At 69.1% G+C, this 24,622-nt stretch carries 13 protein-coding genes and 1 pseudogene; 10 read left to right on the top strand and 4 right to left on the bottom strand.

Annotated elements, in window-relative coordinates; all coding sequences use genetic code 11:
- Positions 1–130 precede the first annotated feature (130 nt).
- Positions 131–1,117: a magnesium and cobalt transport protein CorA gene (locus ACP7EG_RS15025; RefSeq protein WP_426088231.1), complete on the top strand. Its 987-nt coding sequence runs from the start codon at positions 131–133 to the stop codon at positions 1,115–1,117.
- A 9-nt stretch (positions 1,118–1,126) separates the two neighbouring features.
- Here the strand turns inward: ACP7EG_RS15025 and ACP7EG_RS15030 are convergent.
- Positions 1,127–1,564 (bottom strand): annotated as a pseudogene (locus ACP7EG_RS15030) (alpha/beta fold hydrolase).
- A gap of 320 nt (positions 1,565–1,884) precedes the next feature.
- On the opposite strand from ACP7EG_RS15030, the gene ACP7EG_RS15035 reads away from it, so the two are divergent.
- From ACP7EG_RS15035 to ACP7EG_RS15060, 6 genes are all read left to right on the top strand, one after another.
- Entirely contained in the window at positions 1,885–2,196 is a 312-nt protein-coding gene (locus ACP7EG_RS15035; protein WP_426088232.1) for a hypothetical protein, read from the top strand.
- Between the two features lie 270 nt (positions 2,197–2,466).
- Positions 2,467–3,201, top strand: a complete 735-nt coding sequence (locus tag ACP7EG_RS15040; RefSeq protein WP_426088233.1) for an STN domain-containing protein — start codon at positions 2,467–2,469, stop codon at positions 3,199–3,201.
- Positions 3,191–3,733, top strand: coding sequence for an RNA polymerase sigma factor (locus tag ACP7EG_RS15045; protein ID WP_071077582.1), 543 nt, complete (start codon positions 3,191–3,193; stop codon positions 3,731–3,733). Before ACP7EG_RS15040 ends, ACP7EG_RS15045 begins: the two co-directional genes overlap by 11 nt.
- Before the next feature lie 14 nt (positions 3,734–3,747).
- Positions 3,748–4,695, top strand: a complete 948-nt coding sequence (locus ACP7EG_RS15050; protein WP_426088234.1) for a FecR family protein — start codon at positions 3,748–3,750, stop codon at positions 4,693–4,695.
- Positions 4,696–4,905: 210 nt separating this feature from the next.
- Positions 4,906–17,703 (top strand): filamentous haemagglutinin family protein, encoded by a 12,798-nt coding sequence (locus ACP7EG_RS15055; RefSeq protein WP_426088235.1) that lies wholly within the window; start codon positions 4,906–4,908, stop codon positions 17,701–17,703.
- Positions 17,703–18,305: an RNA polymerase sigma factor gene (locus ACP7EG_RS15060; RefSeq protein ID WP_426088498.1), complete on the top strand. Its 603-nt coding sequence runs from the start codon at positions 17,703–17,705 to the stop codon at positions 18,303–18,305. The genes ACP7EG_RS15055 and ACP7EG_RS15060 overlap by 1 nt, the downstream gene beginning before the upstream one ends.
- Before the next feature lie 21 nt (positions 18,306–18,326).
- Here ACP7EG_RS15060 and ACP7EG_RS15065 read toward each other — a convergent pair whose 3' ends face one another.
- Positions 18,327–18,869: a cytochrome b gene (locus ACP7EG_RS15065; protein ID WP_426088236.1), complete on the bottom strand. Its 543-nt coding sequence runs from the start codon at positions 18,867–18,869 to the stop codon at positions 18,327–18,329.
- A gap of 195 nt (positions 18,870–19,064) precedes the next feature.
- Here ACP7EG_RS15065 and ACP7EG_RS15070 point away from each other — a divergent pair, with 195 nt between their 5' ends.
- From ACP7EG_RS15070 to ACP7EG_RS15080, 3 genes are read left to right on the top strand one after another with little or no spacing between them, the layout of a single operon-like run.
- The gene (locus ACP7EG_RS15070; protein ID WP_426088499.1) at positions 19,065–19,760 is read left to right on the top strand and encodes a response regulator; all 696 of its coding nucleotides are present in this window, start codon (positions 19,065–19,067) and stop codon (positions 19,758–19,760) included.
- Positions 19,760–21,154, top strand: a complete 1,395-nt coding sequence (locus tag ACP7EG_RS15075; RefSeq protein WP_426088500.1) for an ATP-binding protein — start codon at positions 19,760–19,762, stop codon at positions 21,152–21,154. The genes ACP7EG_RS15070 and ACP7EG_RS15075 overlap by 1 nt, the downstream gene beginning before the upstream one ends.
- A gap of 10 nt (positions 21,155–21,164) precedes the next feature.
- On the top strand, positions 21,165–21,863 hold the full coding sequence (locus ACP7EG_RS15080) for a VIT1/CCC1 transporter family protein (protein ID WP_071077573.1): 699 nt from the start codon (positions 21,165–21,167) through the stop codon (positions 21,861–21,863).
- A gap of 5 nt (positions 21,864–21,868) precedes the next feature.
- On the opposite strand, the gene ACP7EG_RS15085 is transcribed toward ACP7EG_RS15080, so the two are convergent.
- Both ACP7EG_RS15085 and ACP7EG_RS15090 read right to left on the bottom strand, forming a co-directional pair.
- Positions 21,869–22,714 carry a universal stress protein gene (locus ACP7EG_RS15085; RefSeq protein WP_426088237.1) on the bottom strand — a complete coding sequence of 282 codons (846 nt, stop codon included), beginning with the start codon at positions 22,712–22,714 and terminating at the stop codon, positions 21,869–21,871.
- A 31-nt stretch (positions 22,715–22,745) separates the two neighbouring features.
- Positions 22,746–24,563, bottom strand: coding sequence for a PHA/PHB synthase family protein (locus ACP7EG_RS15090; RefSeq protein WP_426088238.1), 1,818 nt, complete (start codon positions 24,561–24,563; stop codon positions 22,746–22,748).
- Positions 24,564–24,622 lie beyond the last annotated feature (59 nt).

Here is a 24,622-nt window from a genome sequence, read left to right on the forward strand (position 1 = left end):
CCCGATTATCCTTGTTTCAAATTTTTGTCTTGGCGTACCCGCATGTCAATCCGTTCGCTCAGTTGGCATGTTTATCATGGTCTCCGCTATACTGGCCCCCCAATATTGCCGCCATTAGCCGAAAATCACCATGGATCTGAGTACCCACGCCGCCGTCGTCAACTGCGAAGCGTATCGCGATGGCAGGAAGATCGCCCATTTCGACATCGACAAGGTGGGCGACTTCCTCGGCGACCCCGATTGTTTCGTGTGGATAGGCCTGGCCGGTCCCGACAGCATCGCCATGCAGGCGCTGCAATCGGCGTTTGGCTTGCACGAGCTGGCCGTCGAGGATGCGCAGGGGGCGCACGAGCGTCCCAAGCTGGAAGAGTATGGCGACACCCTGTTCATGGTGATGCACACGGCTACCCTGGACGGCGGCGCCATCGTCTACGGCGAAACCCACGTCTTTCTCGGCCCCCGCTTCATCATCACGGTGCGCCATGGCGCCTCGGCCGGTTATGCAAAGTTGCGTGAGCGCAAGGAAAGCGTGCCCGAGAAACTGGCCAGTGGCCCTGGCTACGTGCTGTATTCCATCATCGACTTCATCGTCGACCAGTACCAGCCCTGCATCGACCATTTGCAGTCCCGCTTCCAGCACTACGAGCTGCAACTGTTCCAGCCCAGTCTCTCCGAAGACAAGCTGCAGGATTTCTACCAGCTCAAGACAGAACTGCTCAAGCTCGACGCGGCCGTCAACCCGCTGCACGACATCTGCACCCAGCTGATCCGTTTCCATGGCGACATCGTGCCCAAGGAAAACCGCATCTATTACCGCGACATTCTCGACCACGTCAAACGCGTCACGCACACGGCGGGGCAGATGCGCGAACTGGTCAATTCGGCCATGCAGGTGGCGCTGGGGCAAATCTCGATCCGCCAGAACGAGGTGGTCAAGCGCCTGGCCGCCTGGGCCGCCATCCTGGCCGTGCCCACCATGGTCTTCAGCCTGTACGGCATGAACTTCGAATTCATGCCGGAACTGAAGTGGCGCGGCAGCTATCCGGCCGTGATCGTCGTCATCATCGCCGGCTGCTACTGGCTGCACCGGCGCCTGAAGCGCGAGGGCTGGCTGTAGCCAGCCGGCTTACGCGCCAGCCTCTTCCAGGATCAGCGCCGCCACTTCAACGGGACGCGAGGCCAGCGAGGCGTGGCTGGCGTTGAGCGTGATGACTTTCTTCGCTTGCAGGCGCGCTGCCATGCGCTCCTGCGTGATGCTCCCCGCGCTTTCGCCCGCGTCGGGCGCGAAGGCGGCGATGTACACGAAGCCCGCCATATTTGGCGCATTGCCGGCCACGCTGATGACGGCGCCGCCGTAGGAGTGCCCCACCAGCAATACCGGGCCATGGACTTGCGCCACCATCTTGCGCGTGCGCTCGGCGTCGTCGGCCGGCGACGTCAATGGCAGTTCGAGGGCAGGGATGGCCGTGTGGTCCTGGCGCCGCAGTTCCAGGATGACGCGGCTTCAGTGGGCGGCGCCGCCCCAGAAATCGTGGACGAGGACGATGGTGGTCTGATTGTACATGCCGATACTCCTTGTGGCGGGGGCTGACCTTGCATGCCATGCCGCCTGTCAGCAGGCTGCGGCGCGGCGGCCGGCGGCATGCCGGTCCAGCCCTATTGTAGGCGCCTGCGGGCGTCGCCAGCGCCAGGCGCGGCTGCAATCATTCGAGAGATTTGGCGCGCAATTAGCTGCTACCATGGATTCGTCATACCGTTTGCGAGTTAGCTTATGCGGAAATGCCCGCAGCGGCGGCTCGTCCCTTGCCGAGTCGCGGCGCGGTCTCGCACAAGCGCTGATGCAAGCCGTGGGCCGGTTCATGGTTTACCTGTCGAGGAGCAGCAATGAAACGTCATTTCCTGAGCGCCCTGTTGGTATCGATGTCCTTCCTTGTGCTGGTGCAGGCGCCGGCCCTGGCCCAGGACAAGCCGGCGAAACCGGCCAGCGGCGAGACGGCCAAGCCCGAGGCCCCGGTCGCCGCGCCCAACGCGGCATGCGATGTCAACGCCACGGTTCAGCAGTGCTGCTCGGCGGCCAAGTGTGGCGGCGATGTGCTGAGCAATCGCGATGCGCATAACTGCAAGGTGAAAAGCTCGGGCAAGAGCTGGCATCCGGCTGCGCGAAACGGCCAGCCGGCCGCCTGCCAGCGCATGTAGTCAGGCGTTCAGGCACGGGACAGGGCGGCGATGGCGTTGACCACCGCCGCCTCGTACCCGACGCGTACTCGATGAAGAAGTCGCCGTGCTTGCCATTGTCGATGGCCGGGCGGCGCCTGCCCGGCAGCGCGGCCGAGCATGGGGTGAAAAATGGCGGAAGGCGGCGCCCGGTCCCGGCGTGTCACGATGGTGTCACTTTTGCCGTGTAGCCTGCTGCTGTCGATGGAGCATCCGTCGGCAACAGCCCCATTTCGAGAACAGGACGATAGCGTGATGACAGCAAGCCCGGCGTCGCTCAGTGTGCTGGCGCTGGCCGGATGCCTGCTGCTGGCCGGCTTCGCCGCGACAGGAACGGCGCACGCCGCGCCGTCGCTGTATGCGTTCCAGATTCCTGCCCAGCCGCTCGCCGATGCGCTCAGGGCGTATGGCCTGATCACGGGAATTTCCGTGCTGGCGCCCAGCGGCGCCTTGCGCCAGCGCTACAGCAGTGCCGTGCAAGGCAGCCTGCCGGCGCCGGAGGCGCTGCAGCGCCTGCTGTCGGGCACCGGCCTGCAGGCCCATTTTCCAGCGGCGAATGCCGCCATCATCCAGCTGCCTGCCGGCGATACCCCGGCCACGCCGCCACTCCCACCAGAAAGCGGTCGCATCGCCCTGGACGCCATCGATGCCGTGCATGCGGACGGTGCTGATTATGGCGCTTATGTCAGCGGCGTGCAGGCGCAATTGCTGCGCGTCCTGTGCCGCTCGGCCCTGACGCGCCCCGGCAGCTACCGTCTGGCGCTACGCTTGCGCATCGCCGCGTCGGGCAGCGTGGCGACGCTGAAACAGGCGGGCAGCACGGGACGCCCGCTGCGCGATGCCTTGATCTCGCGCAGCTTGCGTGCGCAGGTATTCGAGCCGCCGCCGCCGGCCATGCCGCAGCCGATCACCATTCTGCTGCGCCCGGATGACTCGGGCGGCGCCTGCCAGCCGGCGCCCGCGGAGGACCAGGCTGATGCCCGATAGCTTGCGCGCGCGCCTGCGCGGCGTGCTGGTGACGCGCTACGGCCAGCTGCGCCGCAAGCTTGAATACATCGTCGGCACCGGGGAGCGCGCGAGCGATGCCCTGCAGGAGACCTGGCTGCGCCTGGAGTCGATGCCCGGCAATACCGCCGTGCGCAATCCCGACGCCTACCTGCTGCAGATGGCGGTCAACGTCGCCACCGACCAGTATCGCCGCGAACACCGGAAATTGAACGATGCCGATATCGACGCCCTGTTCGACGTGGAAGATGAACTGGCCGATCCCGAGCGCATCGTCGCGGCGCGCAGCGAGATCATCGCCCTGGAAGCGGCGCTGCGCCAGCTTACGCCGCGCCAGCGCGAGATCCTGCTGGCGGCGCATATCGATGGCCAGCTCAATCGCGAGATCGCCGCGCGCCTGGATATTTCGCTGAGCCTGGTGGAAAAAGAGTTGCGGCACGCCCTGCGACATTGCCAGCAATACGTGGGCGCGCCGGCAGACATGGCCGCCCGTGGCGGCCCGCGCCGCTTCTGATACGATTCTTCATCATGACCCAACACAGCAACGACAGCGACGGCGATATCGAGGAACAGGCGAGGCAATGGCTGGTGCGCCTGCGCTCGGGCCGGGCGAGCGAGGCCGATGCGCAGGCATTCGGCCGCTGGCGCGCGCAAAGTTCCCGCCACGCCCGGGCGGCGCGGGAACTGGGGCAGCTGTGGCGCGGCCTGCGCATGGCGGCGCCCGCGGTGGCGCGCGAGCAGGCCATGCGCGCACCGTCGCGCGGCCGGCGCGCCTTCCTGGGCGGCGCGCTGGCCGCGGGCGTGGCGCTGCTGGCCTTGCGTCCGCCGCTGGCCCTGTGGCCGTCGGTGGGCGAACTGGCCGCCGACTATCGCACGGGCACGGGCGAGCAGCGCCAACTGGCGCTGGCCGGCGGCGCACAAGTGCGCATGAATACGCAGACACGCTTGAACCTGCGCGGCACGGATGACGCCGCGTTCATCGAATTGCTGGCCGGTGAAGCGCAGATCGTCACGGGTGGCCGTGAGGCGTGTGCCGTGCTGGCCGGCGGCGCGCGGCTGCAGGCGCGCGCCGCCAGTTTCAACGTGCGCTGCCTTGCGGATGGTGACGTGGAATTGAGCTGCCTGGAAGGCCGGGTCGAGGTCGACCACCCGCAGCGGCGCATCACCTTGTCCGCGTCGCAGCAGTTGCGCTACGGCCCGGCCGTGCTGCGCCTGGCCGCGCCGGCCGATTCCAATGCCGTGCTGGCCTGGCGCCGCGGCCTGCTGCTGTTCAATGACACGCCGCTGGCGCAGGTGGTCGAGGAGCTCAACCGATACCGGCCCGGCAGGATCTTCCTGCAAAGCGAAGAGCTGGGCATGCGCCGCGTCCAGGCGCAGTTTTCCATCGATAAGCTCGATGTCGCCCTGGCGCTGATCCGCGACCTGTACGGCGCCCGGCTCACCTACTTGCCTGGCAATCTGGTCTTGCTCAGCTAGGCCCTGTCACACGCGCGCATCAAGCCGGGCGTGGACCCACGGTATCTCGCCTTCCACTATGGGAACGCTGCCGGCGTTGCCTTCAATAGTGTTTCTGGAAAAAATAAATGCGGGTTAGGCGGGCAGCACGCGTCCCAGTCATGAGCAGCGCATTTTCAGCGCGCCTTCCCTGACCAACCAGCACGTTCATTTTTCCAGGAAATCATTGCCATGACCATGTTTCACACTGCCCGGCGCAAGACCATGACACAGACGCTGCGCGTGCCCGCGCCGCAAGCGGCCATGCGGCTTACGCCACTCGCGTATGCCGTGGCCGTGCTGCTGGCGGCGGGCGGTACGGTGCAGCAGGCGCAGGCGCAGCAGGCGTTCAGCGGCGCCTGGTTTGCCGGCAAGGGCGCGACGCAGGCGACAGCGGTGCAGACGGGGCGGCAGCCTGGCGGCGTGCCGCTGGCGGGACGGCCGGTGGCGCCCGGCGCGCAGACTGGCGAGCAGTTGCAGCGTTCGCTCAACAACCTGAATCTGGCCGCGCGCGCCATCGCTGCGCAGCAGGCGGCGCAGGCACAGGCGCGCCAGGCAGCGGCCGCTGCGCCCGGCGTGCCCGACGGCCTGGTGACTGGCGGCCTGAAGATCGATGCCAACAGCCTGACGGCTGGCTGGCTCAACGCCCAGGCGCCCGTGCAGACGGTGCAGGGAGGCAAGACGACGGTGCTGGTGCGGCAGACGGCCGACAAGGCCATCCTGAACTGGGAAACGTTGAATGTCGGCAAGGATACGACCTTGTCCTTCCAGCAGCAGAAGGACTGGGCGGTGCTGAACCGGGTCAATGATCCGCTAGCGCGTCCCAGCCAGATCCAGGGCCGCATCGAGGGTGACGGCACGGTGCTGCTGGTCAACCGCAACGGCATCGTCTTCCATGGCGCCAGCCAGGTCGATACGCGCAACCTGGTGGCTGCCGCCGCCGGCATCGGCGACGCGCAGTTCCGCGAGCGCGGCATTTACAGCAATGGCTGCGTGCCATCGATCAGCGATGCACTGGGCAAGGTCGAGGTGCTGCGCGGCGCGCGCCTCGCTACGCGCGCGCCCGCCAATTCCACCGAGGGGGGCGGTTATGTGCTGCTGGCGGGCGCCGAGGTGCATAACGGCGGCGAGATCCTGGCGCCGAAGGGACAGGCGCTGCTGGCCGCTGGTGACAGCTTCGTCATCCGCAAGGGCGTGGGCACGGATGGCAATGCGCTGTCCACCACGCGTGGCAACGAGGTCGTGCCCCGGTCCGGCGTGGCGGGGGCGACAGGCAAGGTCGCCAATTCGGGGCTGATCCAGGTGCGCGAAGGCGATGCGACCCTGGCTGGGCGCGAGGTGCGCCAGGATGGCGTGCTGCTGGCCAGCACCAGCGTCAATGCGCGCGGCACGCTGCACCTGCAGGCGCTGGGCGAGCAGGCCGCCGTGGTGTTGGGACAGGGCGCCACGACAGCCGTCCTGATCGAGGAAGAGGCGAGCAATACGGCGCTCGACAGCCAGCGCGACGGTTTGCGTGCCCCGGCCGTGGCCGGCGCCGCGTCCATGCTGCCGCTGGCGGACCGGCGTGACCAGTCGCGCATCGCCATCGACAGCGCCGGCACGGTGGATTTCCAGGGCGCGTCGCTGACGCTGGCCACGGGTGGGCAGATCAGCGTCAATGCGGCCGGCCGCAGCCTGGTGCGCGATGGCGCACAGATCGATGTGTCGGGCGCGGCGGGCGTGCGGCTGGCCATGGAAAGCAACAACGTCAAGGTCAATGTACAGGGCAACGAACAGCGCGACGCACCAGGCAACCGCGATGGCAAGGGGCTCAATAGCAGCGATATCTGGCTGGACAGGCGCAGCCTGGTGTTTGTTCCCAAGGGAACGAATGGCTATGACAGCGACCGCTGGTACACGGCGGGCGGCTTGCTGGAGGTGGGCGGCTACCTGGGCATGCAGGGACACACGGTGGGAGAATGGATGGCGCAGGGCGGCACGCTCAGTTTTGACGGCAAGGACGTCGTCACGCAGGCCGGCTCCAGCATCAACCTGTCGGGCGGCACCTTGCGGGTGGAAGGCGGCTCGATCCGCCAGACCTGGGTGAATGGGGCCGATGGCCGTCAGTACGAAGCCTCGCGCGCGCCCGGCGACCTGCTGTACACGGGCCTGTACCGGGGCTTTGAAGAGCTGCACGCGCGCTGGGGCGAGTCTGCCACGGCTTCCTACCGCAGTCCGCTGATCGCGCCGCTGCAGCGGCTGGAAAACGGCTATACGGTGGGGCGCGATGCGGGCCGGCTGGTGATCGGCACGCAGGCGGCCGTGCTGGAAGGGCTGATCGACGCCAGCGCCGTCCAGGGCCCGGGCCAGCAGCAGGCGGCGCAGGCCGGTGTCGATGGCTACCATCAGTCGCACAAGGCCGCCGCCACGCGCGGCCAGCTGATCGTCGGCCGCTCCGTGCCCATGTTCGAAAAGAGCACGGGCCTGACGCATGACAGCCTGGGCGCCGTCATGCGCGACGTGCAACTGGCCGGCGGCGCGGACGATATCGCCGCAGGCCTGGACCTGGGCACGCTGCTGCCAACCTCGCGCCAGGGGCGCCTGGTGCTCGATACGGCACGCCTGAACGGCTTCGAACTGGGCGCCCTGCGCATTGCCGCCACGGATACGATCGCCGTCAATGGCGCCGTGCGGGTGGCCGACGGCGGCAACGTGACCCTGTACGGCAGCGCTGTGGCGGTGAATGCCGACGTGACGGCGCACGCGGGCGGCATCCAGATCGGCAATATCCTGCGGCAGGCTGTCAACGGCCGCATCGAGGACAGCGTGCTGAAGGCGCCGCCCGGCGGCAAGGCCGGCGTGCAGGTGGCCGGCGGTGTGACGCTGGACGCGAGCGGCTTGTGGAGCCAGTCCCTGCAGGAGGAGGAATCATTGTCTGGCGCCAAGCTGGCCTACCGGCATGGCGGCAGTGTTTCCCTGCGCAGCAGCGGCGACGTGCTGCTGCGCCAGGACAGCCGCATCGACGTGCGCTCGGGTGTGGCGCAACTGGCTGGCGGTGTGGTACGCGGCGGCAAGGGCGGCAACGTGACGCTGGAAACGCGCATGCAGGGTAGCGAGCGCGCGGCCAGCCTGGGTTTCGACGGCGCGCTGCTGGGCCAGGGCATGGAGGGCGGTGGCACGCTGCAGGTGCGCGCGGCGAAGGTGATGATCGGCGCAGCGGCGCAGGCAGCGGCCGACACGCTGCAGCTCGACAGCGGTTTTTTTGACAAGGGTTTTTCCCGCTACGATATCGGCGGCAACGCCGGCTTGACGGTGGCCGACGGCGCGCAGGTCGCGGTGACGATGCCGCTGCTGCGCGTGGCCGGGCAGGAGGTGGAGGCGTGGCTGTCGCCGGTATACCGCGAAGACGCGAGGAAGGGCGTGCTGACGCAGCGCCTCGGCGCCAGCTTGCGGCTGCAGGCCGGTGTGGCGGAGGTCTCCGGCGGCGCGGACATGGCCAGCGTCCAGGCGCGTATCGGCATTGGCGCCACGCTGGAAGTCGATCCCGGCCAGTCGATCACGGTAGCTGGCATCGGCCAGCTGACGCTCGATGGCCGCCTGAACGCCTGGGGTGGCAAGATCGCACTGGAAGGCATGGCGGGCGATGTGCAGGCGGCCGAGGCGGCCAACGGCGCCGGGCACGGCCGCTCGATCTGGATCGGTGACGGGGCCGTGCTGGACGTGGCGGCGCGCGCCGCCACCGCCATCGATGCACGCGGCCAGCGCTATGGCCTGGTGCGCGACGGCGGCAGCATCGTGGTGGGTGGCACGCTCGACCAGGCCACGGGCAAGGCCGATGCGGCGCACCTGTTCGTGGCCGTGCGCGAAGGCGCGCTGCTTGACGCTTCCGGCACACAGGCGCAGCTCGACGTGGCGGGCCTGGGCGCCACGCAAGTGGCCAGCCGTGGCGGCAGCATCACGCTGGCGTCGAACAACGGCCTGTACCTTGACGGCCAGATGAAAGCCGGCGCGGGCGGCGCCGGCGCGGCCGGCGGCACGCTTGCTCTCGCACTGGAAACGCCGCAGTACCGCGATACTGCGGGCGCGCGCGTGCGCCAGGCGCGCGAGTTCATGCTGCGCCAGCAGCCGGCCGGCGACACGCTGGCCGGCACGCAGCCGGAACAGGCGGGCGCGCAGTTCGTGTATGGCCACGCGGCGCTGGCCGCCTCGCAGGTGGCCGCTGGCGGCTTCGGCAATCTGTGCATCCTCAGCAACGGCATGCTCGGCTTCGATGGCGACCTGTCCCTGTCGCTGGGCCAGAGCTTGCATCTGTACGCGCCCACCCTGGTACTGGCCGACGGCGCGGCGGCGGCCACGCGCGTGCTGCTGGCGGCGCCGTACATGCGCCTGGCCGGCATCGGCGCCATCGGCACGGGCGATGGCCAGATACGTCCCACTGTGACGGGTGGCGTGTCGACGCAGCCGGCCGCAGGCACCTTGCGCCTGGCAGCAGGGCAGTTGCTCGATGTGCGCGACGTGCTGACGACGGGTGCGCATGGCGGCAAGGAGCGCGCGCAAGGACTGCCGATGGTGCTCGACCGGCGTGCCTTCGACAGCGTGGAACTGGCCAGCCAGGGCGACTTGCGCTTCCTGGGCGCCACCGTCAGCGGCCAGAATACCGTCCTGAACACGCCGGCCGACCTGGCGCTGACGGCGGCGCGCATTTATCCGGCAACGGGCGCCAACGCCATCGTGCGGGCCGGCTACCTGGGCGGGGGCAGCGATTATGCGCAGCAGCGCCTGCTGCGCATAGGCCGCGCCGCCACGGATGGCGCAGCGCCGCCGCTGCCGCCATCTTCCGCCTTTGGCACGCTGACACTGGGCGCGGCCGCGATCGAGCAGGGCGGCGTGTTGCTGGCCCCGCTGGGCAGCCTCGTGCTGGGCGCCAGTACGGGCGCCAGCATGTCGGACACGCGTTCCTTGCGCTTCCTGCCGGGCAGCGTGACGTCGGTCAGCGGCGCCGGCCTGATGCTGCCGTATGGCGGCACGGCCGACGGCGTCAGCTGGCGCTACGATGGCCAGGATGTCAGCTTGCTGGGCGCGGGCGGCACCTATGGCACGACGGCCAATCTGAAGGTGGGACTGGCGATGAAGAGCCGCGCGGTTGACGTGCAGCCGGGCGCCGTGCTCGATCTGTCGGGCGGCGGCCAGTTGCTGGGCGCCGCCTTCGTGGCCGGCCGTGGCGGCTCCACCGATGCGCGCTACCATCCGCTGGTGCAGACGCGGGCCAACGGCGGCTTCATCCTGCCTGAATTGGCCAGCAATCCCGTGTACGCGATCGTGCCGGGCGCGCAGGCGCCGGTGGCCCCCGCCGATGGCGAGCGCGGTGCCAGTGTGCCCGTGCCGGGCCAGCAGGTGACGATAGGTGCCGGCGTGCCCGGTTTGCCGGCCGGCAGCTACACCTTGCTGCCATCGACCTACGCCTTGCTGCCGGGCGCCTTCCGGGTCGAGATCAATGGCCAGGCCGGCATCGCGCCGGCCGCGCCGAATGCCATGCGCAACGGTTCCTGGGCCGCCAGCGGCCGCCTGTCCGTGGCAGGCACGGGCATCGGCGACGCCCTGTCGCGACAGCTGATCGTGACGCCGGCCAGCGTGTTGCGCAGTTATTCGCAGTACCGGGAAACCAGCTATGCCGATTTCGTGCGCGCCGACGCGGCCAGGCTGGACGTGCCGCGCGCCATGCTGGAAGCGGATGCGCGGACCATGCTGGTCCAGTTGATGCCAGGCAATGGCGACGCCATCGATTTCCGTTTCCAGGGCCAGGCCCGCTTTCAGCCCGCCGACAAGGGACATGGCGGCACGCTGGCCTTCCCGATGGACGGCGGGCATCTGGAAGTGCTGGCGGCCACTGGCCAGGCCAGCGCCGACATGGGCACCGTATCGCTGCGCGCCGCTGACGTCAATGCCGTGGGCGCGGCGCGCCTGTCGCTGGGCAACTTGCCCGTGGTGCGCTACGGCCAGGGCGGCAACCTGCTCGACTTCTCCACTGGCGGGGCCGCCGGCGCCATCACCGTGCGTGACGGGGCGTCGCTGTCGGCAGCCGAAGTATTGCTCATCGCCAACTCAACAATGGCAAACCAGGGCGCCGGCATCAAGGTCGAGCAGGGGGCGGCCATCAGCACGCTGGGGCGCGGCAAGTCCGCCTTCGATGCCGACGACGGCTTCGTCTACCAGCCCGGCTACCGCGGCGTGCTGGCCGTTTCCAACGGGCGCCTGCAGATGCTGGCGCCGCAATACAATAGCGTGGGCACGCCGGCCAGCATCCGCATCGGCACTTGCGCGCAAGCCGCCTGCGCTGGCGCCACCTCGCTGTATTCGGAAGGCTCGATCGCTTTTGCCACCAGCAGTGCCTTCGAGCTCGGCGACGCCGTGCGCTACGGCACGCGCCACCTGACCCTGGCGGTCGGCGGCATCAACGTGGGCAGTGCGCAGGCGCTCGATGCGGCCGCCGCGCGCGGTGCCTTGCCGCCGGGGCTGACCTTGAACCAGGAGGTCCTGGACCGCCTCCTGCGCGGCGATGCCGGCATGGGCGCGCCGGCCTTGCAGACCTTGTCACTGACGGCCGCACAGTCGCTCAATTTCTACGGCGACACGACCCTGAGCACCATGGATGCCAGCGGCAAGTCGCTGCTGGACAAGCTATCGCTGACGACGCCGGCCATGTATGGCGGCGGCAAGGCGGGCGAGGCGGCGCGCATCGTCACCGATACCCTCGTCTGGAATGGCGGCACGGCCGGCCCGGCAGCGCTGCCCGGCGCCGTGCTGGCAGGCGGCGCCGGCACGGGCAGCGGCACGCTGGACGTGCGTGCGCGCCGCATCGAGTTCGGCTATGGCCCCGACACGCGCCCGGACCCGCTGGCCGATGCGCAGCGCCTGGTCCTGGGCTTCGCCGACGTCAGGCTCAATGCCAGCGAGCGCATCACGGCCAACCACAAGGGCAGCCTGGCCGTGCACCATTCGCAGGGCGCCTATGCGACGGGCAAGGGCTACGCCTACGCAGGCGGCGACCTGTACCTGAACACGCCGCTGCTGACGGGACAAGCCGGTTCCGTCAACCGCATCACGGCAGGCGGGGCGCTCAATATCGCGGGAGCGGGCGGCGCCAGGCCACCGGCGCTTGCAGGCAGCGACGCGCTGGGCGCGGAACTGCTGTTGGCGGGCAATAGCGTGACGCTCGATACGGCCGTGGTGTTGCCTAGCGGCAAACTGACCCTGGCCGCCACAGGCGACGTGCGCCTGCTCGACGGCGCGCAGCTGGACCTGGCAGGACGCAAGGTCAGCATCCACGATGCGGACAAATACAGCTGGGGCGGCGAGGTGATACTGACCAGCCGCAGCGGCAATATCGCGCAGGCCGCCGCCGCCGGCATCGATGTGTCGGCCCGCAACAACCAGGGCGGCAAGGTGCAAGCCATCGCCCTCGATGCGGCCGCAGGCAAGATCGACCTGCAGGGCCGGCTGCTGGGCGGCGCCAGCGGCCGCTATGACGCGGGTGGCACCGTCTTGCCCTACAAGGGCGGCGCCGTGGATATCCGGGCGCAGGATGTGGGCGATTTCGCGGCCCTGAACCGGCGCCTGAACGACGGCAAGGTCGACGGCGAACGCAGTTTCCAGATCAAGCGGGGCGATCTGACCATCGGCGACGAGATCAGGGCGGGCAGCGTCAATGTTTCGCTCGATAATGGCCGCCTGACGGTGGAGGGCACCATCGACGCCAGCGGCGAGCGCGTGGGCGCCATCCGCCTGGCGGGCAAGCATGGCGTGACGCTGGCCGGCACGGCCGTGCTCGACGCGCATGGCAGCACGCTGCGCGTCGACAGCTATGGCAAGATCATCGATGCGCCGAACCGGGCGTTGATCGAAATCAATGCGGGCGATGGCGTGCTGGCCCTGGACAGCGGCGCGCGGCTCGATTTGCGCCACGGCACGGCCGCCGCCAGCGGCGCGGGCAAGGGCCGGCATGACGGCAAGGCGCGCGGCACCTTGGACTTGCACGCGGCGCGCTTGGGCAGCGCCGGAGGCGCCAACGACGCCGATGCGGCCACGCACGGCGACATCGCCATCGCGGCCGGCGCAGGCTTGCGCATCGAAGGTGCGCGCGAGATCGCCGTGCACGGCACGGCGCGCTACAGCGATGCGCCACAAGGCGTGTTCAAGGATGCCAGTGGCCAGGTCGTGCCGGGCCCGGACGGCTTGCCGCAGGCGGACCTGGCGGCGGGTGGACGGCCGTACCAGTTCATCGACCAGGCTTACCTCGATAACAAGCATGGCGACAGCACGGACTTCATGGCGGCGGCGCTGGCCAACGCCAATTTGCTGGGAAATAAGCTGGCCGGCTTGCGCACGGCCGCATATGCCGAGGCGCTGCATGTGCGGCCCGGCGTGGAAATCGTCACGCAGGGCGACCTGGTGGTCAGCGGCGACATCGACCTGTCTGCGCACCGCTATGTGGGCCTGAATGTGAAGACGCCAAAAACCGCCGTGGCCGGCTCGGGCGAACCGGGCAGCCTGGTGTTGCGCGCAGGCGGCAATCTCGACATCTTTGGCAGCATCAACGACGGTTTCGCGCCGCCGCCCGCCACGCCGGACGACAAGGGCTGGGTGCTGACGCCGGGCCGCCAGGCCTACGGCGGCGACGTGGTGGTGCCGGGCCATGGCGTGGTGCTTTCCGAGGGAACATTGTTTCCTGCCGGCAAGGTCTTGAATTATGCCCTGCCCATCCAGCCGGCGACGCTGGCCGTGGGCACCGTGCTGCCGGTGGCGGCCAGCCTGGCGGCGGCGCTGGAAGTGCCGCTCGATACGGTGCTGCGCGCGGACGTGCGCGACAGCGCCGGCCGCCTGCTGCATGCGGCTGGCACGCTGGTTGCGGGCCAGCCGCTGCTACTGCCGAAAGGCACGCAGCTGGGCGCCGGTTCGCAATTGCCCGGGACGGCCGCGCTGGAAGGCCTGACCTGGCCGGCCGGCGTGCCCCTGCCCAGCCTGGCGCAGTTCGATAACTACCTCAAGCCGAACGGGGTCATGCTGGCCGCTGCGCTGGCCTTGCGCGTCGGCGCGCTGATCCCCGCCGATACCCGCGTCAAGCTGCCGGGCGGCGCCCTCAGCGTGCCGCTGCGCGCCATCACGGGCGGTGTGCAGGGCCGTAACTGGGCGGTGGCGCCCATGTTGCCCGAAGGCTCGCTGTCGTGGTCGATGCGGCTCGTGTCCGGCGCCGATACCAGCGCGGCTGACACGCGCAGCATCCGGCCCGTGCTGGCGGGCGACTTGCGGCTGGCCGACAGCCATTACGCGCTGTATGAAACATATGACCGGAAAATCATCCCGGGCACGCCGGCGCGGCCGGGCGGTGCCTGGTTCTGGAATGCGTTCGGGGGCGAGTTGGGGTACGAGCCAGGCACGCCCGTAGCGCCAGATCTTGAAGGCTGGTGCGACGAGGGCGCCTGCGACCGCTACAACTATGCCTGGAGCGACAGCGCCAGCCTGTTTGATCCCGCCTGGCTGCCCGGCAAGCCGGTGCCGCTGGATGTGGAAGGACAGTGCGATGCGGAGCTCTGCATCCCGCTGGGCAAGGCGATTCCCGGCACGCCGGACCGGGTGGAAATAGGCGCGCTGAAAAGCGTGACGCCCGCGACCCAGCATTTCAGCGTCCTGCGCACGGGGACGGGCGACCTGGACCTGATTGCGGCCGGCAACGTCAGTACCCTGTCGCCATATGGCATCTATACGGCGGGCACCTCTACCGCCAGCCTGGGCAATGCCGCCTATAATCAGGCGCGCGGACGCGCCGGCGATGGTGCGACGGTGCTGGGCAGCGGCGGCGCCGCGTATGAATCCCTGGTCGATGGCGGCGCGGCCAGCACCTATGCGGCCTGGTACCCTGACCATGGCGGCAATGTGCTGCTGCGCGCGGGCGGCAACCTGACGGGCGACATCGTCAGTGCGTTCGGCGTTGCGCGCCAGGAAGACTTGCGCAGGCAGGCAGCCAGCGCCAACGTGGGCAACTGGCTGTGGCGCCAGGGCACGGGCGGCACGGCCGGCGTCGACCCCATACCTGCCAGCTGGTGGATCAATTTTGGCACGTATATCAAGGAAGCCGGTGGCGCGAGCGTCTTGCAGCCCGACCAGCCGATCATCGACAAGCTGCCCATGCTGGTGGGCTTCACGGGCATGGGCACGCTGGGTGGCGGCAATCTGAGCGTCGATGTGGGCGGCCATGCGGGCATGCAGGCGCGGCGCGGCTCGGCCGATGGCGACCAGTCGCCGCGCAGCGAAGGACTGGTGCTGGCCGTGGCCGGCACGGGCCGGGTCGGCGCCGACGGCGGCATGCTGCTGACGGGCGGCGGCGACATGGACGTGCGCATCGGCGGCGACCTCAATCCCGGCCTGCAGGCCAGGGCGGCCGTCAACAACGGTTTTGGCATGCAACCGGGCGCGGCGACGGATTACCAGAACCAGAACCTGAACCTGAACGGCGTGCTGAGCAATCTGCGCGGCGCCCTGGCCCTGCAGACGGGCAGCCTGGGCGGCGTCGCCTTCAGTTATGGCGGCATGCCGCAGCAGCACGACAGCAAGGAGCAGCGCGCCTACGATCCCTACGGCGCCACGCTGGGCACGGCCACGGGTGGCGCGACGCTGATGCTGGGCGATGCGGCGGCGCGCGTGTCCACGCGGGGCGACCTGGTGCTGGCCGGCACGGGCGACCCGGGCCGCGTGAAGACGCCCCATTCGTCCGCGTTCAAGGCCAATGGCAAGGCTTATGCGCAGGGCGGTTATGGCTGGTTTTCGCTGTGGACGGAGGGCACGGCGATCGACCTGTTCTCCGCTGGCGGCAGCCTGGCGCCGAGCGTGCAGCTGGGCGACGTCAATTCGGGCAGGACACCGGCCGGCCAGGGCAACCATGCCGATTCGGACGGGCGTTTCCTGTTTCCTTCGCAGCTGGGGGCGGTGGCCGCCAACGGCAGCATTTTCCTGGGCAAGTCGGCGCTGGGCGGACAAGACTATTACGCGCCAGATTACTCCATGCTGCTGGCGCCATCGGCCAACGGCCGGCTCGACTTGCTGGCGGGCGATTCGCTGTATGCCAGCGGCTATGCCGTGAGCCGCTCGGGCGCCGCCGCATCGAGCCTGCCCACGCCCGTTCATCCCGCCTTCGCCGGCTATGCGCAGCCGGCCACCTACGTGGCGGGCAATGGCGGCGTTGACGGCATCGTGTCGTCACTGGCGCGCTTTCCCCTGTTCGCGTTTGGCAGCCCCAGCGCCGCGCCGCTCGGCGACGCCGCCGGCACGCCGTCGCGCCTGTACGCGGGCAAGGGCGATATCGTCGGCTTGCGCAGCGGCGAAATTCTGGCGTTTGCCAACGGCCAGCGGGCCGGACAGACGTGGTACGAGGGTGCCGCGCCCGTATGGATGAGGGCAGGGCGCGACATTGTCAACTCCGGCACGCAGCCGGGCCAGCCGACGGCGCTGCCGAACGCCATCACCAATACCCGCGAGAACGCGTATGGCAATGGCGTCAGCACGGGCAACCTGTTCGTGCATGCGCGCGCCACGGACGTGTCCATCGTCGCTGCCGGCCGCGACATCCTGCATAGCAGCTTCAACGTGGCCGGTCCCGGTACGCTGGAATTGACGGCGGGGCGCCATATCCGCATGGAAGAGCAGGGGGCGCTGGTCAGCCTGGGCGCCGTGGTGGCTGGCGACAAACGTCCCGGCGCCGGCATCGTGCTGCAGGCGGGGCTGGGCGAGGCCGGCGTGAATGGCGTCGATTTCGCCGCCTTCGCGCAGCGCTACCTGGACCCGGCCAATCTGGCCCAGGCTGGCGTGCCATTGGCACAACAGGCGGGCAAGGTCGCCAGGACCTATGCGCCGGAGCTGGCCGCCTGGCTGGCGGAGCGCGAGGGTTTCGCCGGCACGCCGCAACAGGCGCGCACGCGCTTTGACGCCTTGCCGCCCGAGCAGCAGCGTATCTTCGCGCGCCAGGTCTTCTTCGATGAATTGAAGGCGGGCGGGCGCGAATACAACGATGCGCAAGGTCCGCGTTTCGGCAGCTACCTGCGCGGCCGCAACGCCATCGCGGCGCTGTTCCCCGCGCAGGATGCGCACGGCGCGCGCATCGGCTACCAGGGCGATATCAGCCTGTATGGCCCGTCTGGCGTGAATACCCTGTTTGGCGGCGATATCAGCATGCTCGCGCCGGGCGGCAAGCAGGTCTTCGGCACGGAGGGCCAGGCGCCGCTCGCGGTGCCTGGCCTGGTGCCCGGCGTGCTCACGCAGGGTGCGGGCGATATCGCGCTGTACGCCCAGGACAGCATGCTGCTGGGCCAAAGCCGCATCATGACCACCTTCGGCGGCGCCATCCTGGGCTGGTCGGCGCTGGGCGACATCAATGCGGGGCGCGGTTCGAAGTCGACCATCGTCTATACGCCGCCCAAGCGCGTGTATGACCAATGGGGCAATGTGACGCTGGCGTCCGACGTGCCGAGCACGGGCGCCGGCATCGCCACGCTGGCGCCGATACCGGAAGTGCCGGCCGGCGATATCGACCTGATCGCCCCGCTGGGCACCATCGACGCGGGCGAGGCGGGCATCCGCGTGTCGGGCAATATCAACCTGGCGGCGCTGCAGGTGGTGAACGCGGCGAACATCCAGGTGCAGGGGAAATCGAGCGGCATGCCGGTGCTGGCCGCCGTGAATGTGGCCGCCCTGAGCAACGCCAGTGCGGCGGCGTCGCAGGCGACGGGCGCGGCGCAGGAAGTGTTGCAGCGCGAACGGGCGGCGGCGCGCGGCAACTTGCCATCGATCTTTTCCGTGCGCGTGCTGGGCTTTGGCGACGAGCCGGTCGAGGACGGCGACAAGCGCGGCAAGGCGGCCAGCTACCGGCCGGACAGCCCTGTCGCCATCCTGGGCCTCGGCGGCACGGGCGCCACTCAGCGCGCCCACCTGACGCGCCAGGAGCAGCAGGAGCTGGACCTGTGATGGCCAGCGTGGAAGCGTTGTCGCCGTGTCTGCAGGCGCACCTGGCTACGCACTACGCGCGCCTGCACCGGCGCCTGACGCGCTACCTGGGCTGCGCGGAGCTGGCCAGCGACAGCCTGCACGACGCCTGGCTGCGCCTGGCGGGCAAGCCGGCACCGCCCGCCAGCAGCATGGATGCCTACGTCTGCCGCGTGGCGTGCAACCTGGCCGTGGACCGGCTGCGCCAGGCGCGGCCCTGGCACTACGCGGACGGCGCCGAAGCGGTGCTGGAACAGTTGGCAGATGGCGCGGCGGGACCGGCCACGCTGGCCGAAGTGCGCTCCGAGCTGGCCGCCGTCGACCGGGCGGTGGCGTGCCTGCCGCGGCGCCACCGCCAGGTGCTGTTCGGCTTGCGCCTGGAGGACGCCACGCGCGACGAGGTGGCCGCGCGCCACGGCATCTCGCTGCGCAGCGTCGACACCCTGCTGCGGCAGGCGCTCGACCACTGCGCCGCGCAGACGGGGCAGACCGTCATCGGCGGCATCGGTACGGCGCGCCGGGCTTTGCGCACGGCGCGGGCTGGTTTCCAGCCGGGACCGCCATCGTTTGCTGTTGCCACATAAGCATCATGGCACGCCAGCCGCCTACAGCATGCGCTGGAAGACGCCGTCCTTGTCCAGCAGCAGATGCTTGAGGCCGGCAAGGGCGTGCAGGGCGATCAGGGCGGCCAGGGTCCAGGCGCCCAGTTCGTGCAGTTCGAAGCATTGTTCGGCCAGGGCGTGGTCGGGCGCGAACCAGCGCGGCAGGGCCAGGCCGAAGAAGGCCACGCCGCTCTTGCTCAGCAGCGCACCGGCCAGGCCCGCGGCCGGCACCAGCAGCATGCCCGCGTACAGCAAGCCATGCCCCAGGCGCGACAGGCGCGCTTGCCACGGCGCCACGGACGGCGGCAGGCTAGCCGGCCTGTGGCCCAGGCGCCAGGCGGCGCGCGCGGCGAGCAGCAGCAATAGCAGCAAGCCCAGCGATTTATGCAGATTGAAATACACCTCGCTGCCGGGATCGTCCTCGACCTCCATCATAGTCCAGCCCAGGGCCAGCATGACGGGGATCAGCACGGCCATCAGCCAGTGCAGCAGGCGCGCCGGTGCTGCATGGCGCCAGCCTTGCGTTTTCAAAGTGTGGGTGTGCATGGTGTTTCCTTGTCGTTGTGTTGCGTGGATGATGCGTCTGGCCGCCAGCGGTTAAGATAGGAAGCGGGCATGGGAGGCAGCCGGAAGTGGACGATGGATCGATGGTCGCCAGCAGATGTTAAGAAGTTCTTAATGTCCGGCGCCTACGCTGCCGGCATGAAATTCGGACAGGATAGCCAGACAGGACAGGCCACGATGCGTATATTGCTGACAGAAGACGATCCCCAGCTGGGGCGCGCCACGCAGATGGGGCTGGAGCAGGCCGGCTATGCGGTCGACTGGGTGCAGTCGGCTGAAAGCGCGCATATGGCCGTGCGCCTGCACCGCTATGGCTGTCTGTTGCTCGACCTGGCCCTGCCGGGCGAGGATGGCATGCAGGCGCTGGCGACCTTGCGCCGCGGCGGCTACGACGGGGCGATCCTGATCGTCACGGCGCGCGATCAGATCGTCGACCGGGTGACGGGCCTGGATGCGGGCGCGGACGACTTCATCGTCAAGCCCTTCGACCTCGATGAGCTGGCGGCGCGCATGCGCAGCGCCTGCCGCCGTGCGGCCGGGCGCACGCACGAAGAACTCGTGCACGGCGATATCGTCATCGATGTCGCCGCGCGCCAGGTGCGGCAGGCCGGCGTGGAGGTGCCCGTGACGGGCAAGGAGTTCAGCATCCTGCTGATGCTCGTCGAGCAGCGCGGGCGCATCCTGAGCCGCGTGCAGCTGGAAGAGGGCGTCTACAGCTGGGGCGAGGAAGTCGACAGCAACGCGCTGCAGGTGCATATCCACCATTTGCGGCGCAAACTGGGCAAGGCGCTGATCCGCACCGTGCATGCCATCGGCTACAGCATCGACAAGCCCGCTACGCCTGATACGCCCGATATGCAGGCGTGTCCGTGATGCCCGCCATCCCGGGTATCGCGGGCGCATGGTCGCTGCGGCGCACGCTGCTGGCCGTGCTGCTGGGACTGACGTTCATCTTGTGGGGCTTCAGCGCCGCCATCGTGTACCTGGAAGCGGGCCGCGAAAGCCAGGAACTGTTCGACCAGTCGCTGGCCGAGACGGGCCATTTGCTGCTCTCCCTGGCCGAGCACGAGGTGCAGGAGCATGGCGCGAGCACATCGCTGGTGATGCCGGTGGCGCAGAACCGCAACCACCGCCAGTATCTGCTGTTCCAGGTGTGGGATGCGCAGCAGCGCCTGCGATACAAGAACGCCGGCGCGCCGGACCAGGCGTTCGCCGCGCCGGCCGATGTCGGTTACAGCTGGCACGACAACGATGGCCGCCTGTGGCGCATCTACACGAGCTGGAATCACAACGCGCAGCTGCAGATCCAGGTGGCGGAGCCGGCCAGCCACCGCCAGGAAATCAGCAGCCGCTTCGCCCTGAAGCTGCTGGCCATCGGTTTGCCTATGGCGGCCCTGGCGGCGCTGGCCATCTGGTGGAGCATCAACCGCGTGTTTCGCGCCTTGCGCCGTAGCGCCGATGAAGTGGCGCAGCGCACGCCCGACGATCTCGCCAGTGTCAGCGTGACGGGCGCGCCGCTGGAAGTGCAGCCGCTGCTGCAGGCCATCAACCGCCTGTTCGTGCGCGTGCGCCAGACGCGCGAGCAGGAGCAGCGCTTCACGGCCGATGCCGCGCATGAATTGCGCACGCCGCTGGCGGCCATCAAGACCAACCTGCAGGTGCTGCAGCGCGCGCGCAGCGACGCCGAGCGCAAGGAATCCGTGATGGGCCTGGGGCTGAGCGTGGACCGCGCCACGCGCCTGGTGGGGCAGTTGCTGACCTTGTCCCGGCTCGACCCGCAGTCGCAGCCGCCACCCGACCTGCCCGTACTGGACCTGGCCGCCGTGCTGGCCGAACAGCTGCCCGCCTGGATGGCGCAGGCGCAGCGCCAGGATTTGCTGCTGCGGGCCGACCTGGCCACGGCGCCGTGCCGTTTGCAGCTGGACCATGTCCTGATCCTGGCGCGCAATCTGATGGACAATGCCATGCGCTACACCCCGGCCGGCGGCACGCTGGTGCTGGCCTGCCGTAGCGAGGCCGACGGCGTGCTGCTGCGCGTGAGCGATACGGGGCCCGGCATCGCCGAGCAGTTGCGCGAGCGCGTGTTCGAACGCTTTTTCCGCGCCGCCGGCGCGCACCAGCCAGGCAGTGGCCTGGGCTTGTCGATCGTGCGGCGCATCGCCGAAACGCATGGCGCCAGCGTGCAGCTGGCCGCCGGCCCCGATGGCGCTGGCCTGGTGGTGACGGTGCGCTTTCCCTTGCCCACCGACGCGCCCATGCATACATAAAGGAGCGAATATGCCATTGCGACACCGCGAGTTTCACCGGATGGACAACGTGGGCTGGCTGCGCGCCGCCGTGCTGGGCGCCAATGACGGCATCGTCTCGACGGCCAGCCTGGTGCTGGGCGTGGTGGCGGCCCATGCCACGCACGACAGCATCCTGGTGGCCGGCGTGGCGGGCCTGGTGGCGGGCGCCATGTCGATGGCCACGGGCGAATATGTCTCGGTGCAGTCGCAGGCCGATACGGAACAGGCGGCGCTGGAGCGCGAGGGCGGCGAGCTGCTCGACGATCCCAAGGGGGAGCTGCACGAGCTGACGCACATTTATGTGGCGCGCGGCCTGGAACCGGCGCTGGCTGCGCAAGTGGCCAGGGCGTTGACGGCGCACGATGCGATCGGCGCGCATGCGCGCGATGAACTGGGTATCACCGAGAGCATGCGCGCGCGCCCGCTGCAGGCGGCGCTGGCTTCGGCGCTCAGTTTTGCCGTCGGCGCGGCGTTGCCGCTGCTGGTGGTGTTGCTGGCGCCGCTGTCGATGCTGGCGCCGGCCATCGTCGTGGCGTCGCTGCTATCGCTGGCCTTGCTGGGTGGCCTGGCCGCCAGGGCCGGCGGCGCGCGCGTGGGCCGTGGCGTGCTGCGCGTGGTGTTCTGGAGCGCGCTGTCGATGGCGGCGGCATCGGGCATCGGGGCGCTGTTCGGCGCCCCGGCAGCCTGACGCTGTCAGTGCGACACCAGCACCGGCAAGGTCATGTCCTGCAACACCGTGCGCGTGACGCCGCCCAGCAGCGCTTCGCGCAGGCGCATGTGGCCGTAACAGCCCATCACGATCAGGTCGCACTGGCGCTGCGTCGCCATGGCCAGCAGGGCCGCGCCCACGTCCTGGCCGTGCGGCGTGTCGTGCTGCAGCACTTCGACGTTGACGCCGTGGCGCGCCAGGTACAGGGCCAGGTCGGCACCCGGCTGCTCGCCGTGCGCAGCCGGCTGGGCGTGCGAATTGACGACGGCCAGGGTCACCTGCCGCGCGCGTTGCAGCAGCGGCAGCGCATCGGTGATGGCGCGCAGCGCTTCGGCGCTGCCGTTCCAGGCCAGCAGCGGATGCTGCGCGGTATCCGATAGCGCGGCGGACGGCGCGTGCGGCACCATCAGCACGGGCCGGCCGCAATGCAGCATCAGGTATTCGGGCGTGCCGGCGATGACGCGCGAGGGCGTGTCCTGCGCGTCCGTCTGGCCGAGGATCAGCAAGTCGCAATAGCGCGCCTGCAGCAGCAGCGCGCCTTGCGCATCGTCGTCGACGAAGCGCGTTTCGTAGGTACCCAGGCCTTCTTCGCGGGCGATACGCTCGAATTCATGCAAGGCCTCGCTGGCCTGGCTGCGCAGCGCCTGCATCTGCGCCGGCGCAAATTGCAGCGCGTTGACGCCGCCGCCATAGGCATAGCGCGAGATGCCGCTCATGGCCGAACCGATCAGGTGCGCGCCTTCGGCGACGGCCAGGCGCACGGCCAAGCGGATGCGCTGGGCGCAGTGGCGGGAATTGTCTACGTGGACCAGCAGGGTAGTGTAGGGCATGGCGTTTTCCTCGGTTGTCGGAAGTCGGTTATCAAGTCTGCAGTACGTAGTTGCCCGGCGCGTCGCCCAGGTCCGGCCCCATGGCCGGCGGCGCCACCTGCGCGCCCGAGCGCTCTGCCAGCCAGGCTTGCCAGGCGGGCCACCAGGAACCGTCGTGGTGCGGCACGTCGCGCTGCCAGCTGTCCGCGTCGATGTAGGGCGCGTCGTGGAGGTGCGTGGCCAGCTGGTAGCTGCGGCGCGCCTGGCCCGGCGGCGAGACCACGCCCGCATTGTGGCCGCCCGAGGTGAGCAGAAAGGTGACGTCCGTGTCGGTCAGCAGCTGCAGTTTATACACGGAGCGCCATGGCGCCACGTGGTCCGTCAGGGTGCCGACGGCAAAGATGGGGGCATCGATGTCGGGCAGGGCGATGTGCCGCCCTGCCGTGCGGTAGCGGCCTTCGGCCAGGTCGTTGTGCAGGAACAGGCGGCGCAGGTATTCCGAATGCATGCGGCAGGGCATGCGCGTGGCGTCCGCATTCCAGGCCATCAGGTCGCTGTCCTGCTCATCGAGGCCGAGCAGGTAATGGCGCAGCCGGCGCGACCAGATCAGGTCGTTCGAACGCAGCAGCTGGAAGGCGCCCGCCATCTGCTTCGTGTCGAGATAACCCTGCTTCCACATGGCCGCTTCCAGGAAGCTCACCTGGCTGTCGTCGATGAAGAGCGACAGTTCGCCCGGTTCCTTGAAGTCCACCTGCGACGCCAGCATGGTGAGACTGGCCAGGCGCGCATCGCCGTCGCGCGCCATGCTGGCGGCGGCAATCGCCAGCAGGGTGCCGCCCAGGCAGTAGCCGGCTGCGTGCACCTGCGGCGCGCCCGTGATGCGGGCAACGGCGTCGAGCGCGTCCATCACGCCCAGCTGGCGGTAGTCTTCCAGCGACAGCTCGCGGTCTTCTTCGAGGGGATTTTTCCATGAAATCATGAACACCGTGTGGCCCTGCTGCACCAGGTAGCGCACCAGCGAATTGTGCGGCGACAGGTCGAGTATGTAGTATTTCATGATCCACGCCGGCACGAACAGCAGCGGCGTGGCATGCACGCTCGCTGTCGCCGGCGCATACTGCAGCAGCTCGATCAGGTCATTGCGGTAGACCACCTTGCCGGGCGTGACGGCCACGTTCTCGCCGGCCTTGTAGCTGCGCTGGTCGGGCGCATGCGCGCCCATGGCGGCGCGGCGCCAGTCGTCGGTCAGGTGCTGTGCGCCGTTCGCCAGGTTGGCGCCGCCGCTTGCCAGGGTTGCCTGCTGCACCACGGGATTGGTCAGCATGAAGTTCGACGGCGCCAGCATGTCGAGCCACTGGCGCACGGTGAACGTGACGACATCTTCGTGGTGCGGCGAGACGCCGCGCACGCCCGTGGTGGCGCGGTGCCACCACTGCTGCTGCAGCAAGAAGCCCTGGTAGGCCAGGTTGTACGGCCAGCGCTGCCACGCGGGGTCTTCGAAGCGCCGGTCCTGCGGCAGCGGCGCGATGCACGGCGGCGCACCGGCGCTGCCGCTCTGCGCCGACTGCAGCGCAGATTGCAGCGCGTACTGCTGCCAGCGAGCGATCTTCTTCCACGCTTCCTGCAGCAGGGTCAGCTGCTTCGATGGCGCCAGCGCCAGGTGGCTGAGCCAGTCGGCATAGGCGTTGCCCAGCGCGGCCGGCGAAATGCCGCCCGTGAACTTGCCCAGCCAGGCGTTCAGCAGCAGGTCCAGGGTGGCGCCTTCTGGCGCGCTCTCCGGATAGTCGGGCACCGGCACGCCTTGCCAGGCGCTGCCCTGGCGCTCATGTTCAACGTTTTGCTGCGCATTGCTCGCCTGCGTCTTGCTCATTCAGGACTCCTGTCATTTTTTTACAGGATAGCAAGAGCTTGTTCAAAAAATTATGATCT

Source organism: Janthinobacterium sp. PSPC1-1 (assembly GCF_049897625.1).
In the GTDB taxonomy this organism is placed as follows: domain Bacteria; phylum Pseudomonadota; class Gammaproteobacteria; order Burkholderiales; family Burkholderiaceae_D; genus Janthinobacterium; species Janthinobacterium tructae.